The organism is Pseudomonas sp. AM4(2022), from assembly GCF_036346515.1.
Classification (GTDB): domain Bacteria; phylum Pseudomonadota; class Gammaproteobacteria; order Pseudomonadales; family Pseudomonadaceae; genus Aquipseudomonas; species Aquipseudomonas paracarnis.
On the sequence record NZ_JAOTNW010000036.1, the window covers coordinates 18,485 to 33,580 of the forward strand.

Consider the following 15,096-nt stretch of genomic DNA (forward strand, 5'->3'; position numbering starts at 1 on the left):
TCACATTCCATTGCTACCGTCCTGCGAAATATCTTGCAACATCTCGCCAAGGACTCCCCCGCAATGAGTGATGAGCACGAAGACCTTCCCTCCTCCGATTCCGCCATCCAACCCACGGTAGACACCAGCCGTCGGCGCTTCCTCGGCGGTGCGGCGGTGTTGGGCGTGGGTGCAACCTTGAGTGCCTGCGGCAATACCAGCGAAGCACCAACCCCACCGGTACCACGGCCGCTCACGCCCCAGGAACTGGACAAGGCGCTGCGCGAGCAGGTGAAAACCGTGGTGGTGATTTACGCCGAGAACCGCAGCTTCAACAACCTGTTCGCAGATTTCCCCGGCGTAGAGAAACCGCTGTCGGCGTTAACCGCCATGGACTTCCAGCAGCGCGACCGCGATGGCAGCGTATTGCCTGCCCTGCCACCGAGCTGGGGCGGTGTGTTGCAGGTCGGCCCACAAACAGTGGACGGGGTGACTTACCCCAGCGAAGTGCAATTCCAGGAAAGCCTGCCCAACGCGCCGTTCGCCCTCAAAGGCCCGCAGGGCGAAGACCTGCCATTGAGCCTGGTGACCCGCGACCTGTGGCACGTGTTCTACCAGAACCAGATGCAGATCAACGGCGGCAAGAATGATGGTTTTGTCGCCTGGGGCGACTCCGGTGGGCTGGTGATGGGCCATTACGCCCAGAGCCGTTATGCCCTGCGCCTGTGGGACGTGGCCAAGGAGTTTGTGCTGTGCGATAACTTCTTCCAGGGCGCGTTTGGTGGCTCGTTCCTTAACCACCAGTACCTGATCAGCGCCACCGCGCCGTTTTATCCCAATGCCGCGCAGTCGGTGGCCAAAGCGCAGATCGCCACGCTGCAAAGCGATGACCCCAGCGGCACGCGCCTAAAGCCCTTGGACACATCCCCGGCCAGCGCCATGACCGGCCCGCCGCAATTCGGCCCCAGCGCGCTGACACCCGATGGTTACGGCGTAAACACCCTGGCCCCGCCCTACTGGCCCACCTGGATCCGCGACCCGCAGAACCCGTATTATTCCAAGCCCGACCTGCCCAATGTGCTGGTGCCGCAAACCCACGAGCATATTGGCGACAAGCTGTCGAAAAAGAACATCGACTGGGCCTGGTACGCCGGTGCGTGGCAAGCCACGCTGGAGCAGTTCAAGGACTCCGGCGGCATCCCCAAGATTCCGAATTTCCAGTACCACCATCAGCCGTTCAATTACTTCAAGCAGCAAGGGCCGCAAAACCCGGCAGAACGTGCCAAGCGCTTGCGCGACGGTGGCTTGGGCGATGAGTCGAGCACCAACCGGTTCTTCGCCGACGCCCAGGCTGGCAAGCTGCCCGCCGTGAGCTTCTACAAACCCCAGGGCAACCTGAACATGCACGCCGGTTATGCCGACGTGGCCTCGGGCGACCGCCATATCGCCCGCGCCTTGAAGGTGCTGCAAGAAAGCCCACAATGGAAAAACATGGTGGTGGTGGTGACCGTGGATGAAAACGGCGGCTGGTGGGACCACGTGGCGCCGCCCCAGGGTGACCGCTGGGGCCCAGGCTCGCGGGTTCCGGCGCTGGTGGTGTCGCCGTTTGCACGCAAGGGCACGGTGGACCATACGGTGTACGACACGGCATCGATCCTGCGTTTGATCACTCGGGTGTTCCAATTGGAGACCCTGGACGGCCTCAAGCAGCGTGATGACGCGATGATCGCGCGCGGCCAGAAGCCCATGGGTGATCTGAGCAATGCCTTGCAGTTCAGCCTGTAGGGGCTTATCCAATAACGACATGCCAGGCGATTTAACACGCGATTTTCCTGGTCAGCCGCTACTGTGTGCAGGTGGGCTTCCATCCCGCGCAGACGGGCTTCGCTGACAAGGAATCGACTATGTTTAAACCGACCAGGCTGTCCTTCACCCTCGCCGCACTGTTGGCGAGTGCGGTCGTACAGGCCGACATCGAGGTGCCACTGGGCAGTACGCAGCGCGTCACCCAATTGTTCGCGTTCCCCAATAACTGCAATGTGATCTGCTTTCGGCCATGGTCACTGGAGCAGACCGCCGAACACTATTTGAACCAGAGCCTGCAACGTGACGGTTACAGCCGGGCCAAGGTCAGTGTGAAGTCCCATGACGGTCAGGTCACGGCGACCTTCAGCGGCGTGCCAGACGGTTACGGCCAGCCACTGACCACGCTGCTCAATACCGCCGACCTGGCTTACCAAGGTGCCCGCCAGCTCAACAGTGACGGCAAATGGGCCTACAACTGGTACCTGTTCCTGCCGTTGGGCATGGCCCTGGAAAACCGCAAAAGCATCGAGTTGTTGCACTTCCCTCCGGATTACTCGCTGACCCAGGCCCAGGATTACCTGGAATCGGCCACCACCGACCGCTGGGCCACCTTGTTAAGCGAAAATGGCGTACCCGCCACGGAAACGCCGGCGTACCAGACCATCATTGATATCGCGCCCATCGCTGCACCGTCCAATGCCGGCAAAGTCCTGGAAGCCGTCTATGGGTATTTCACCGACTACCAGACCCGCATGGTCAAGGAACTGAGCCTGCGCCCTGGCGGCGCATTGCCGATGGTGGCCTTCGGCGCACCGGTGCGTAGCTGGATCAAGCAACAATACGGGCAAACCGTAGGCGTGCTGAGCCTGGCGCAGATCAGCCCGGAGCCAGGCAAAACCGTCGCGGTATTGGGCGCCAACCACCCAAGCTACATTTGGTATGCGGCCAGCCCCGACAGTTATGACGGTGACGAGCAAAAAGCCGACGATGCCGGCTTGAAAGTGATGGGCCAGGACTTGAGCGCCGCCTGCTGGCAAGCCGGCATGGGCCAGAAGCCCGCCAGCGATGCGAATGTGTTGCTCAAGGCCTGTCTGAACACGTGGCAGGTCACGCGCAAGGAGCAGACGTGTGAGTTGTTTTACACCTCGGTGCGCCATCTGACGCCCGAGCAGGCCAACGCCAAGTGCGCCACAGCGCCCATCAAGGCCCAGTTGAAGCAACTGAGGAATGTTGCCCCCACACCCACCGTCACAGCCCCTGCGCTTTAAGGCAAGTAAACCGTTTCTACTGTCAACTTTGACAGTAGAAATAGGATCCAACATCGGCGAATCTTGGGCCGCGCCCATTTGCTGCAAGACTGGCCGTCAGACCCGCAGGTCCATGCAGCCCCGCTCAGGAGAGTGATGAAAACTCGAGCCATGGATAAGGCTAAAACGTCTGTGAATGACTGCCTCTATCCCTTCAAGACGCTGCTCGTGGAACAGGGTTACCCCTCGACCGAGCACTTTGAGGTCAAGCAAGACGTTGAAGGGATCGCGGCCAGGGTCACGGCGCGCGTGGCCTTTGAGAGTCGCATGCGCATTGCCCAGGTTTCCGGTTATGCCGTCAGCGAACGTCGCCCGCACACGCTGCAGCTGTCGCCGCGCATCCACTTGTACGATTGTTGGTTCTGCGGCCTGTTACAGCACTCCTGTAACCCGAACGTGTTTCTGGACACCACATACCTGGAGCTATGGACGGTGCAACCCATCCACGCCGGCAGCCTGCTGACCCTGGATTACGCCACTACCGAAGACACACTGGCCCGGCAGTTCGCTTGCCATTGCGGCGAGCTGAACTGCCGAGGCTGGATCACCGGCAGCAAGGAGCCGCTGAACGCCGAAGGCCAGGCCTTCATGGCCTGGTGGCGTGAGCACAAACGACCTTAGGCTTCGCCCAACGGACGCAGGCGGTATTGCGGCGGGAGTTGCTCGAAGCCACTGATGGTGGTGTTCAAACTCTTCCAGCGACCGTCCTTGATGCCATAGATGCAGCCATGGATCGACAGGCTCTGCCCACGGTGCCAGGCATTTTGCACAATGCTGGTATGGCCGACGTTGGCCACCTGCTGGATCACGTTGAGCTCGCACATGCGGTCTACGCGCTCTTCTTCGGTCGGCAACTGGGCCAGCACATCGCGGTTTTCGTAGTACAGGTCGCGAATGGTGCGCAGCCAGCCGTCGATCAGGCCAAACTGGCGGTCCTGCATCGACGCACGCACGCCGCCACAGCCGTAGTGGCCGGTGACGAGGATGTGTTTGACCTTGAGCACATCCACCGCGTACTGGATCACCGACAGGCAATTGAGGTCGGTGTGCAGCACCACGTTGGCCACATTGCGGTGCACGAACAGGTCACCGGGCAACATGCCGACGATCTCGTTGGCCGGTACACGGGCATCGGAACAGCCGATCCACAGGTATTCCGGGGTCTGCTGGCGGGCGAGCTTGGCGAAGAATTCGGGATCTTCCTGTTTGATCGCATCCGCCCAGCGTTCGTTGTTATCAAGCAGGTCTTGTAGTTCGTTCATCAGGGAAAGCCTCAGGAATGATGCGCAGTTTTGTGACTGACAAGCCCTCGTCCGGGTCACGCCAGGCGCTAATTAGCTTGAATTTTTTGGCTGCCATGCCTGTCCACACACTATAAGCCCCACAGTATGAGGATTGGCCATGACTGAATCACGACGTCCCTACGGCGCAACACAGCCGGAACCGATCGATGACAACGAAGACCGCATGGGTGAGATGCGCGAGCTGGATTTTGACGAAGAGGACCAGACAGCGGAAATCGGCGATGAAATCCCGCGTGGCGAGCGCGAGCACCTGATGCCCGACAAACGGGTGCGCGAAGCCGGGATGACCGGGGCTTCTACCGATGATCATGAATCGACCGATGACGATATGAGCCCGGAGACGCTGATCCGTGAGGATGGCGCCCGGGATGCGAGAGAGGAAGGCGAAGACAATGCCGCCGACTATGACTTGAGCGTCGTGGGAGAAAATGACATTGGCGGAGGGAGTGGGTTGGATGAGGCTGAACTGGCTGATCTGGACCCACTGAACGGTAAGCGCTGACCCTGTGGGAGCTGGCTTGCCTGCGATGGTATCACCGCGGTGTTACTTGAAGACCGAGGTGCCTGCATCGCGGGCAAGCCCGGCTCCCACAGAGGCTTTGCACATAGGGCCTTTGCATTTAGTCAACCAGGGTGCACGCCATCACCACTGCATCTTCGCGACCACCCACAGCGGGGTAGTAATCCCGGCGACGGCCAATTTCGTTGAAACCATAGCGCTCATACAACCGAAACGCGCCGGTATTGCTGTCACGCACTTCCAAAAAGCATTCCCGCGCATTGGCCGCGTAGGCACGGGACATTAAATGCTCCAGCAGCGCCAGGCCCAAACCACGGCCCTGGTTTTCCGGCTTCACGGTGATGTTAAGCAAGTGCGCCTCATCGAGGATAATCTGCACCACCCCATGCCCCACTTGCTGTTCGCCTTCGAACATCAGCCAGATCTGGTACTTGCCCAGCCCGTCGAGGAAAATCCCGCGGGTCCAGGGGTGGCTGAACGCCGCGTATTCGATTTTCAGCACGGCGTCGAGGTCGGCCTCGGTCATCGGGCGAAAGGATAAAGCCTCACTCATCAGTTGTTTTCCAGCGCGCCATCAGCCGGCGCATGGCTTGCCAGACATCAGCCTTACGCTGTGGCTCTTCCATTAATAATTCCAGGCCCGGCAGGGCCCACACCGAACCCAGGCCTTCAACCTGCAGCTCGCGGTACCAGGCCTCGGCATTGGCTTCACCGGCAAACCGCACGGCGGGCAGACCAATCAGCCACAGGCACACGCAGGGCTCGTCTTCCAGGCGCGCCGAGACAAACCCCTGGACGAAATCCCGTGCGGCCTCGGGGCCCTGGTCCATGGTACCGCGCACCAGCAGTGGCCAGCGCACCGGCTCACCGACGATTTGCGGGCTGTCGGGCAGGCCGGCGGCGCGCAGCATGTCCTTGAGCAACAGGTAGGCCGGGTCACGGGACTGGAAACGCTCGCCGGTCGGCAGTTCCACCAGCAACAGGCAGCGCCCGGCCCGCAGCAATTGCAGGGCAAAGCGTGGCGGCGGTACGACTGGCGCCTTGGCTACCGGCGCAGCCTCCTCCACCACCTTGGCAGCCTTGGTCACCGGCGCAGGGCGCGGCACTTCAATCTTGGCCCGCTCGACCGACGGGCGCGTCTCAGGGATGGGCTTGACCACCGCCACGGGCGCGGCCGCCTCTTCTCCCGACGACTCGAACGCCTCATAGGGCTCAAGCGCCTGCAACAACTCGGGCCGCGACGGCGCGGCAAACGGCAGTTCGGTGCGGGGCAGCCAGTTGACCACCTGCATGGCGGTCAAGTAAGCGCGACGTCGGGACTCGATAAGCACAGCTCGGCCACTTGTGGATAAGTAAAGAGCGGGGATTCTACCGCTGTTCGGCAACAATCGCCCACTGCGCGCTGACCGGCTGTGGATAATTCCCGCGCGTGATGCAGTACAATCGCGACTTTTAATCGCCAACCAGCCGGCCATTCCCATGATCGAACCCAAGCGCGTCCTGCGCGCCCTCGCCGAACACTGGGCCTTACTTGAGCCTCTGTGCGAACACTTCGACCAAGGCACCCTGAGCCTGGCCGAGCTGCGCGCACAGTTGGCCGCCCAACAACTGGACAGCACGCCCCAGGACATCACCAGCCTGCTGGACGTGTGGATTCGCCTGGATATCCTGGTGCCTGTCGCCAAGAGCCCGAACCGTTTCGAGCTCAATGCGCAGATCCACGACTTCCTCGCCTATCTTCGCAAGGAGCACCGGCTTGGCCTGTGCCTGGAAATCGAAGCCTACCTGCGCCATCTGGAGCGCCTGGCCGGTTATATCCAGGACGCATTCGACATCCGTGACGGCCACGACCTGGCCCGGCAACTGCGCCTTCTGGATATGCGCGTACGCGATGTGCTCAAAAAGCTCGCCAACGACGAACAAGCTCTCGCCGCCGTGGCCGACCGCGCCAAGACCAGCGACCGACAGATCCCGTTGCGCCAGCGTTACGCCGAGGTATTGGCGACCTGGGACGAATACGTCGAGCCGATGATCCAGCTGGTGAACGCCGACGGCGCCTTCGAGCAAGGCGTACGCAAGGTGGAAAACGTGCTGCTGCGCATGCTCACCGAGCAACAGCGTCTTGGCCACCTGGTGGATGACGACATGCTGCTGCGCACCCACGCGCGCATCCTCGAAATGCAAACCAGCGCCCAACTGACCTTGCGCCATGCGCGGGAGCTGCTGTTGCCGCTGCGTGAAGAAGCACGCCGGCATAACGCCGTGACTCGCGGTGCGGCGCTGGCCCTGTCGGCGATTCGCCGCAAAGGCCTGGACGCAGTGCCGCAAGCGGCGATGCCGATGTTCACGCGGCCGCAAAGTACCTTCCTGGGCAGTGCCAGCCAGGTAGAAGCCTATGTGTATGCCCTGGCCAATTTCGAGCCGAAACCGGCGCGTTTCCCCAAAGCGCATAAATCCCACAAAGGCGAAGCCCAGCGTGCACCGCGTACGGTCAAGGAAATGCTCGAACGCTGCGAAGACGCGCTGCCGATGCCCGACCTGATGACTTGGCTGCTGGAGCAGGAACCGGACGGCGCCACCGATGAACTGCTGTACTGGTTCTCGCGCCTGTCCCGGGAAAAACGCTTCAAGCGCGAGCGCCTGGAACGTCGCGATTACCACACCCACGAGCACCAGGTCAGCCTGCGCTCCTTCGCCCTGCTCCCGGCCGGCGTTGATGCCACCGAGAATTCTGCGAGCACGCCTTATGCATCTTGATCTATCCGAACTGTCCCAGCTGGCGCCTATCTTTCGCGAGCTGTTCAAGGGTTACCACGTCAGCCGCCGCGACCCGGAGCTGTACGCGCAATTGTCGAACTTCCAGGACCAGTACCGCACGCTGTTCAAGGCCCTGGGCTTTGAGCTGGTGTGCGATACCCGCGGCTTCTATTACTTCGTGCCGGACACTGCCGTGGCTGCCGCGCAGGTGAACAAGACCGCACAGCGCCTGGCCTTGTTTACTTTCATCATCGTCGAACACCTGGCCGACCAGGGCCGTGACCCGGTTGCCGTGCTCGACGGTGGCAGCCTGGGCCGCGATGAGTTGCCTTCGTTGCTGGAGAAATACCGCGACCTGTTTATCCAGGCCGAGGTGCAGACCCAGGAAGAGCTCGAAGAAAAAATCATGCGCCGCATGACCCAACTGGGTTTTGCCAGCGAAGACAACGGTATCTACCGCTTCCTGCCGCCGATGCACCGCTTCCTGGATGTGTGCCTGTCGGTGCAGCAAGACCGCGACCTCGCCGCCAGCGTGCACAGCGTACTGCCACTGCCAGCACCGGTGATTATCGACGAAGACAGCGATGAGAAACTGCTGAAGACCGATGACCCGCTGGATCTGAGCGCCTTCACTGAAGAAAGCGAAGACGATGCCCTGGCCCGTGCCATTGCCGAAGAACAGGAGACCGACGCATGAGTAAGGAACGCTACGGCATCCGCCGCTTCGCCCTATTGAACACCGCCGGTTACAGCCTGGGCTTGTTCCCGCTGGAAGAACCGCTGTCGGTGTATGGCGCCAACAACCTGGGTAAATCCGCCTCGATCAACGCCTTGCAGTTCCCGATTTTGGCACGCATGTCGGACATGAGCTTCGGCAAGTACACCCTGGAACAATCGCGGCGCTTCTACTTTGCCACCGACACCAGCTACATCCTGGTAGAAGTCTCCCTGCCCCACGGCCCCCACGTCATCGGCGTGGTCGGCCGCGGCCCGGGCGGTGGCTTTGGTCACCAGTTCTTTGCCTACGCCGGCAAGCTGGACCTGGCCCACTACCAGAAAAACGACACCTGCCTGCGCCAGAAAGAGCTGTTCACCAACCTTGAGCGCGAGGGCCTCAAAGCCTACGAACTCAAGCCTGATGAACTGCGGCGCTTGCTGGTGGGTGGCCATACGTCGATCCCGCTGGACCTGACCCTGATTCCGCTGCGCTCCACCAGCGAACAGAGCTTGAAGACGTTCCGTGCGTTGTTTATCAACCTGCTGCACATGCGTGAAATCACCGCGGCCAAGCTCAAGCAACTGTTCCTTGATGCCTTCGAACACAGCCTGCGTTCGGGCAGTGTCGACTACATCGCCGCCTGTGAAGAAGCCTTCCGCGATGTGCGACGCATGGAGCAGGACTACAACTCGCTGGTGGCGGCAGGCCCCTTGGTCGAGGCCCTGGCCAACGGCGTGAAACAGCGCGACGCCCTGCGCGGCAAACTGCATCGCCTGTCACCGCTGCTGGATTCGTTGCTGGGCACCTGGTCGGACTACGCCAGTGCGCGCAAGGAAGAGCTGACCATCCAGGCCGAACATTACCGCAGCGAGCAGGACGCACTGCAGAACGACCAGCGTGGCGGCACTCAGGAGCTGATGCGCCTGGAGCGGGAAATCAGCGGCATCCAGCGTTGGTTGGGCGAGTTGTCGGTGCTCAAGCATCGCTTTGCCCTGGTGGATGACGTCAAGGTGCTGGAGCAACAACTACTCGCCGCCAAGGACGCTCACGATGAACTGGCGGGCGCCTTGGCGCAGTCGCGGCAGTTCAGCGCCGAGGACTTGGAAGAACGCCTGCGCGACCTGGAAAAGCGCTTGAAGTCGGTCAAGCAGCAGCTCGATCACGCGGACAACAACAGCTACGCCAAGCTGCGCGAAGAATTTTCGCAGCAGGATGTCGAGCGTCTGATGCGCCTGTTCAACAGCTCGTTGTTCAGCCTGCCGCTGGGCGAACATGGCATCACGCTGGACGAGGACGGCCAGTGGGTCAAATCCCTGGAGCAGATCCTCGATGGCTTCAAGGGCGAGCGCTTTGAAGTGCCGGGGCTGTCCATCGACATCTCGCACATCGAGCCGCCGGCACTGCAAGCCTTGGCGGACCGCGCCGCGTTGCGTGACCAGAAAGAGCGCCTGGAAAAAGAACTCAAGCAACTGAAAACCCAGCAGGCCGTGGCGTCAGACCGCGCCGCGAGCAAGACCCAGACCGAAGCGCTGTACCAGCAGGTACTGGACGCCCAGAAGGCCTTGGAAGACTTCCGCCGCACCCAGACCCTGAGCGCCGAAGAAGGCGAGAAACTGGAAAACCTGGCGCAGATGGAAGCCGCCCAAGACGAGTTGAAGCGTTCCAGCGATGCCTTTACCGAGCGCGTCCAGCAACTGTCGGCCAAGCTGCAATTGGTCGGCCGCCAGATCGGTGATATGGAAGCCAAGCAACGTACCCTGGATGACGCGTTGCGCCGTCGTCAGCTGTTGCCGGCGGACCTGCCGTTCGGCACGCCGTTCATGGACCCAGTCGACGATTCCATGGACAACCTGCTGCCGCTGCTCAATGACTATCAGGACAGCTGGCAGGGCCTGCTGCGGGCCGATGGCCAGATCGAAGCGCTGTACGCCCAGGTGCGCCTCAAGGGTGTGGCCAAGTTCGACAGCGAAGATGACATGGAGCGTCGCCTGCAGCTGCTGATCAACGCTTATGCGCACCGCACCGATGAGGCGTTGACGCTTGGCAAGGCACGTCGTGCGGCGGTCACCGATATCGCCCGTACCCTGCGCAACATCCGCAGCGATTACGACAGCCTGGAACACCAGTTGGCGCTGTTCAACCGTGAGATCAACAAGCGCCAGGTCTCTAACCTGCAAAGCTTCCGTATCGTGCTGGCGCCGAACAAGGAAGCGCTCAAGCATATCGACCAGATCATCCACAGTGCCGGTCAGTATGAAGAAGGCGAGACCCTCTCGGTGTTCGACCTCAGCCAGAGCGCCGAACAGGACAACAAGAACGAAGAAGCCAAGGAATACCTGGCTCGCCTGGTAGCCGCCAACCATAACCAGTTGGGCCTCAAGGACTTGTTCGAGTTGGCGTTCGAAATCACCAAGGTTCACGGCCAGCCGGTGATCCATACCGACATCGACGGCGCTGCGTCCAACGGCACCACCATGACCATCAAGGCGCTGACCAACATGTACTTGTTGCTGCACTTGATGGACCGCGACCAGGCCGGTCGCGTACGGTTGCCGTACTACCTCGATGAAGCGGCAGACATCGATGAGAAGAACCAGGCAGCACTGCTGGAAACCAGCCTGCAACTGGGCTTTGTGCCGATCCTGGCGAGTGTGAAGCCGCAGGTGTCCGCCCAGGTGGCGATCGACCTGGAAGGCGGCAGCGGGCCGAACGGGATCTACATCGATGAGGCGGACTGGAAGTACATCCGTCGCCATGATGTGGTGAAGGCGACGATGAATGTGCAGGCGGACGAGCCGGAGCTGGATGAAGTCTGACGCGTTGTAACTGAAAGGCAAAAAGGCCGCGATCTTTTGGATCGCGGCCTTTTTTTCGGCTTGGTTTTTGTGGTGTTTTAGCGGGCCTCTTCGCGGGCAAGCCCGCTCCCACAGTTGACCGAGTTTCCCTGTAGGGATGCGGTCGAATGTGGGAGCGGGCTTGCCCGCGATAGCCGCGCCTCGGTTTATTTACCGAGTGGAATCTTAGGCGCCCAGGTCAGCCATTCATCCTCAAATTTGTCGAACAACGGGAACGTCTGCTGCGGCCGTGCCGGGTTGCCCATGCGCTCGCCATCCGGCGTGGCAAAGGCGATCCCGCCGGCCACCAGCGTCTCCAGGGACTCGGTACGCACGGTCGCGCCCTTGAACAAACCGAAGTCGAGGCCAAAGCCGCTGGTGTTCCAGAAGCGGCTGCCACTGCGTACCAGAGGCGCGTACTTGGGCTCGATCAGGATGTGCACCAACACACGGTCAGCGGTCTGGCCCAGCTCGTAGCCGGTGACTTTGCCGACCGTCACTTCACGGTAAGTGACCGGTACCCCTTCCTTCAGCGAACCCCGGCGGGCGGCGCTGAGTGTGAGGCTCAGGCCAGCTTCCTGATGCACAGCTTCGGGCGGCTGGGCCAGGGCGACAAAGCTCTTCTGCGGGCCGGCGTTTTTCACGGCCGGTTGCACTTCGATGTATTGGCCGGTGACCAGGGTCTCCAGGTTAGCCGTCTTCATCAGTCCCAGTTCCGGCTTGACCACCCAGAACTGACTGCCCGTACGCGCGATGCGGTCCGCGACCTGAGTGATACGCGCCTTGAGCAGCACCGACTGCATGTCGGCACTGAGGTCGACACTCTCGATCTTGCCCACATCCAACCCCTTGAAGCGCACCGGCGTACCGGCGCTCAGGCCGTCGGCGCGGTCGACTTTGATGGTCACCAGGGTGCCGTGCTGGTTGGCGGCATCACGGTCGGCGTACAGGCGGAAGCGCGGGATGCGATGTTTCAATGGCACGTTCGGTTCCGGCGTTTCGAAGGCGATACCACCCGCCATCAAGCTGGCCAGGGACTCGCTTTTGACCTGGATACCGCCGGTGAGCCCGCCCGTGAGAGTGACGCCACTGGCATTCCAGAAGCGCGTCGAGCCGTTGACCAGGCTTTCATATTCCTTCTCGATATGAACGCCGATCACCAGTTGTTTTTTCTTGCGTGAAAACTGGTAGCTCTGCACCGAACCGACTTTGACCTGCTTGTACAGAATCGGGCTGCCGACATCCAACGAGCCCAGGCTGTCGGTGAGCAACACCATGTGCAGGCCCGGGGAGCGCAGGTCCAAAGGCGGGGCCTTGGCGCGGGCTACGTATTCGCGTTGTGGCGGGGTGCCTTTGTCGCCTGGGCGAATCGCGATGTAGTTGCCCTTGACCAAGGCCTCCAGGCCGGTGATGCCTGCCAGGGAGATGGACGGTTTGACCACCCAGAATTGCGTGTCCTCGACCAGGTAATCTTCGGCCAATGGATCGAGGGTCAGCTCGGCGCTGGCGCTGGACAGGTCCGGGTCGATCTTCAGGGTTTTCAGGCTGCCGACCTGGATGCCTTTGTACATGACCGGCGTACGCCCGGCTTGCAGGCCTTCAAAGTCGGAGAGTTTGACCTTGACCTTGATCCCCGCTGCGGCGGCGTCAAAATCTTCGTATAGACGGAAAGGCAGGCTCGGATCGGTGGGCGGGCTGTCTTTGCGGTTTTCCGGAGTGGCGAAGGCGATACCCCCGGCGACAATGCTGGAGAGGGATTCGCTGCGCACTTTCAAGCCGGAAAGATTGGCGTCGATACTGATGCCGCTGGCATTCCAGAAGCGCGTGTGTTTGCGCACCAGGTTGGCGTAGGTCGGCTCGATATAGACCTTGACCTCGACGGTGCTCTGGTCTTCAGACAGCAGGTAGCTTTTAACCTGGCCGACCTGAATCTGCTTGTAGAACACCGGGCTGCCACGGTTCAGCGAGCCCAGACGATCGGCCTTGAGGGTCAGGTGCAAGCCGGGCTTGGCATCGGATAACGGCGGTTCTTCGGAGAGCGCCTTGAACTTGCGCGTGGGCTCGCCATCACCGGGGCTGGCGGCAATGTAGTTACCTGAGACCAGGGTTTCCAGGCCGGTGATGCCGGCAAGGCTGACGCTGGGCTTGACCAACCAGAAGCGGGTGTTGGTCTTGAGATACTGCTCAACGTCCTTGTTCATCTCGATGGTGGCGATCACCCCCCGATTGCTGCCCTCGTCATCCAGGGCCAGGGTTTTGACCTTACCCACGGTCATGCCTTTGTAGACCACTTCAGTCTTGTTGACCTGAATGCCTTCACCGCTCTCAAAGCGAACTTGAATCTCGATACCTTGTTGGGAATAGGCACGCCACCCCAGCCAGCCACCGATGATCAGGGCAATCAGGGGCAACACCCAAATGGCCGACCAGTTAGAGGCTGGGCGGGTTTTAGCTTTAGGCAAATCACTCATGGTCGTCGTCCGACTCCGTGTTATCCCAAATCAGTCGGGGATCGAAAGTTACTGCGGCAAGCATCGTCAAGATCACCACACTGGCGAACGCTGCAGCGCCGAGATTGGCCTCGACACTGGCGAGTCGCCCAAAATTAACGACCGCCACCAGGATGGCGATCACGAAGATATCCAGCATGGACCAACGCCCAATGAACTCGATAAAGCGATACATCACAATGCGTTGTTGCGCGGACAGCGGTTGGTGACGCTGCACCGAGAACAGCAGCAGGCCAATGCCGACCAACTTGAAGGTCGGTACCAGGATACTGGCGATGAACACCACGGCAGCGATAGGAAACATCCCGTGCTGCACCAGCTGGATGACACCCGACATGATGGTGCTGGGGTCGCCTTGGCCGAGGGAGTTGACCGTCATAATGGGTAGCAGGTTAGCGGGGATATACAGGATCGCCGCGGTGATCAACAGCGCCCAGGTGCGTGTGAGGCTATTAGGGCGACGGGCATGGATCAACGCGCCGCAACGGGTACAGAGTTGCTCCTCGCTATCCGCTTCCTGCTTGTTCAACTCATGGCATTCAGTACAAATCAGAATGCCTGCATCAATCGCCCGCATGGTCATCCTCTCCTGACAGCGCTTGCCAGATCTGATGGGGCGACATCACCACCTCAAGCAGAACCTGGACCATTAATAGACTGACGAAACAGACCAGACCCAGGCCAATGGTGATGGAGGCCATGTCGGCGAGCTTTACGATCGCCACCAGCACACCCATCAAGTAGACCTCCAACATCCCCCAATCCTTCATGTGGTGGTAGATGCGGTAAAGCAGCAGCCCGTAGTTGCGACCGATGTTCCAGCGAATACTGAGCAGCACCGCCAGTTGGCAGAGCAACTTGAGCAAGGGGATGCCCATGCTGCACAGGAACACTACGGCAGCAACGCCCTGCATACCGGTATCGAAAAGGCCGACGACGCCGCTCCAAACGGTGTCCTCCGAAGACTGCCCGAGTAGATTGAGCTGCATGATGGGCAAAAAGTTCGCGGGGACGTACAGCAGCAGGGCTGCCAGCACCAAGGCGAGGCTGCGCTCGACCACATTGTGACGGTGAGCGTATAGCTCGTAACCACAACGTGGGCATTGGGCTTTTTCGCCCAGGGCGAGCGTTGGTTTGCGCATCAGCAAGTCGCACTCATGGCATGCCACCAGATCGTCCAGCGGTAAATCCGACACCTCGCGGGCATCAACCGGATCGGGCATAGATAGGGCTCTGACTCTAAAAATGGTTAGGTGGCTATTCTAGTGGTGTCGCTCAGAAATAACTGTGCAAATTTGTCGGGGCAGTCAGGTGGGGTTTGGCGGACACAGGGCGAACAAGTGTACGGGGCAAGGTGGACA

Annotated in this window: 13 protein-coding genes; 7 read left to right on the plus strand and 6 right to left on the minus strand. The window is 60.7% G+C overall.

Translation table 11 applies throughout. The annotated features are described in order from the left end of the window. The first annotated feature begins 63 nt into the window (after window positions 1-63). From acpA to ODQ19_RS27140, 3 genes are all read left to right on the plus strand, one after another. The gene (gene acpA, locus ODQ19_RS27130; protein WP_330211733.1) at window positions 64-1,764 is read left to right on the plus strand and encodes an acid phosphatase; all 1,701 of its coding nucleotides are present in this window, start codon (window positions 64-66) and stop codon (window positions 1,762-1,764) included. Window positions 1,765-1,883: 119 nt separating this feature from the next. Further along, a complete protein-coding gene (locus ODQ19_RS27135; protein WP_330211734.1) occupies window positions 1,884-3,053 on the plus strand; it encodes a hypothetical protein in 1,170 nt (389 codons plus the stop codon). Window positions 3,054-3,188: 135 nt separating this feature from the next. After that, complete coding sequence (locus ODQ19_RS27140; protein ID WP_116668084.1) at window positions 3,189-3,713, plus strand: SET domain-containing protein-lysine N-methyltransferase; 525 nt, start codon at window positions 3,189-3,191, stop codon at window positions 3,711-3,713. On the opposite strand, the gene can is transcribed toward ODQ19_RS27140, so the two are convergent. Next, window positions 3,710-4,354 carry a carbonate dehydratase gene (can, locus tag ODQ19_RS27145; RefSeq protein ID WP_003188288.1) on the minus strand — a complete coding sequence of 215 codons (645 nt, stop codon included), beginning with the start codon at window positions 4,352-4,354 and terminating at the stop codon, window positions 3,710-3,712. The two genes, ODQ19_RS27140 and can, sit on opposite strands and share 4 nt — an antisense overlap. 139 nt (window positions 4,355-4,493) lie before the next feature. Between can and ODQ19_RS27150 the strand changes: the two genes are divergently transcribed. Continuing rightward, window positions 4,494-4,898 carry a serine kinase/phosphatase gene (locus ODQ19_RS27150; RefSeq protein WP_330211735.1) on the plus strand — a complete coding sequence of 135 codons (405 nt, stop codon included), beginning with the start codon at window positions 4,494-4,496 and terminating at the stop codon, window positions 4,896-4,898. Between the two features lie 118 nt (window positions 4,899-5,016). Here the strand turns inward: ODQ19_RS27150 and rimI are convergent, their stop codons facing one another. Continuing rightward, the gene (rimI, locus tag ODQ19_RS27155; RefSeq protein WP_003188286.1) at window positions 5,017-5,469 is read right to left on the minus strand and encodes a ribosomal protein S18-alanine N-acetyltransferase; all 453 of its coding nucleotides are present in this window, start codon (window positions 5,467-5,469) and stop codon (window positions 5,017-5,019) included. Next, window positions 5,462-6,208 carry an energy transducer TonB gene (locus ODQ19_RS27160; protein WP_330211737.1) on the minus strand — a complete coding sequence of 249 codons (747 nt, stop codon included), beginning with the start codon at window positions 6,206-6,208 and terminating at the stop codon, window positions 5,462-5,464. Before ODQ19_RS27160 ends, rimI begins: the two co-directional genes overlap by 8 nt. Before the next feature lie 187 nt (window positions 6,209-6,395). On the opposite strand from ODQ19_RS27160, the gene mksB reads away from it, so the two are divergent. The 3 genes from mksB to mksF are packed head-to-tail and all read left to right on the plus strand — an operon-like array spanning window position 6,396 to window position 11,207. Then, on the plus strand, window positions 6,396-7,673 hold the full coding sequence (mksB, locus tag ODQ19_RS27165) for an Mks condensin complex protein MksB (RefSeq protein ID WP_032893713.1): 1,278 nt from the start codon (window positions 6,396-6,398) through the stop codon (window positions 7,671-7,673). Then, a complete protein-coding gene (gene mksE / locus ODQ19_RS27170; protein WP_116668087.1) occupies window positions 7,663-8,370 on the plus strand; it encodes an Mks condensin complex protein MksE in 708 nt (235 codons plus the stop codon). Before mksB ends, mksE begins: the two co-directional genes overlap by 11 nt. Further along, on the plus strand, window positions 8,367-11,207 hold the full coding sequence (mksF, locus tag ODQ19_RS27175; RefSeq protein ID WP_116668088.1) for an Mks condensin complex protein MksF: 2,841 nt from the start codon (window positions 8,367-8,369) through the stop codon (window positions 11,205-11,207). The genes mksE and mksF overlap by 4 nt, the downstream gene beginning before the upstream one ends. Window positions 11,208-11,392: 185 nt before the next feature. On the opposite strand, the gene ODQ19_RS27180 is transcribed toward mksF, so the two are convergent. From ODQ19_RS27180 to ODQ19_RS27190, 3 genes are read right to left on the minus strand one after another with little or no spacing between them, the layout of a single operon-like run. Further along, entirely contained in the window at window positions 11,393-13,696 is a 2,304-nt protein-coding gene (locus tag ODQ19_RS27180; RefSeq protein ID WP_330211736.1) for a PqiB family protein, read from the minus strand. Then, window positions 13,689-14,312, minus strand: a complete 624-nt coding sequence (locus ODQ19_RS27185) for a paraquat-inducible protein A (protein WP_073523816.1) — start codon at window positions 14,310-14,312, stop codon at window positions 13,689-13,691. Before ODQ19_RS27185 ends, ODQ19_RS27180 begins: the two co-directional genes overlap by 8 nt. Next, a complete protein-coding gene (locus ODQ19_RS27190) occupies window positions 14,299-14,958 on the minus strand; it encodes a paraquat-inducible protein A (RefSeq protein WP_056787042.1) in 660 nt (219 codons plus the stop codon). The genes ODQ19_RS27185 and ODQ19_RS27190 overlap by 14 nt, the downstream gene beginning before the upstream one ends. Between the last annotated feature and the right edge of the window lie 138 nt (window positions 14,959-15,096).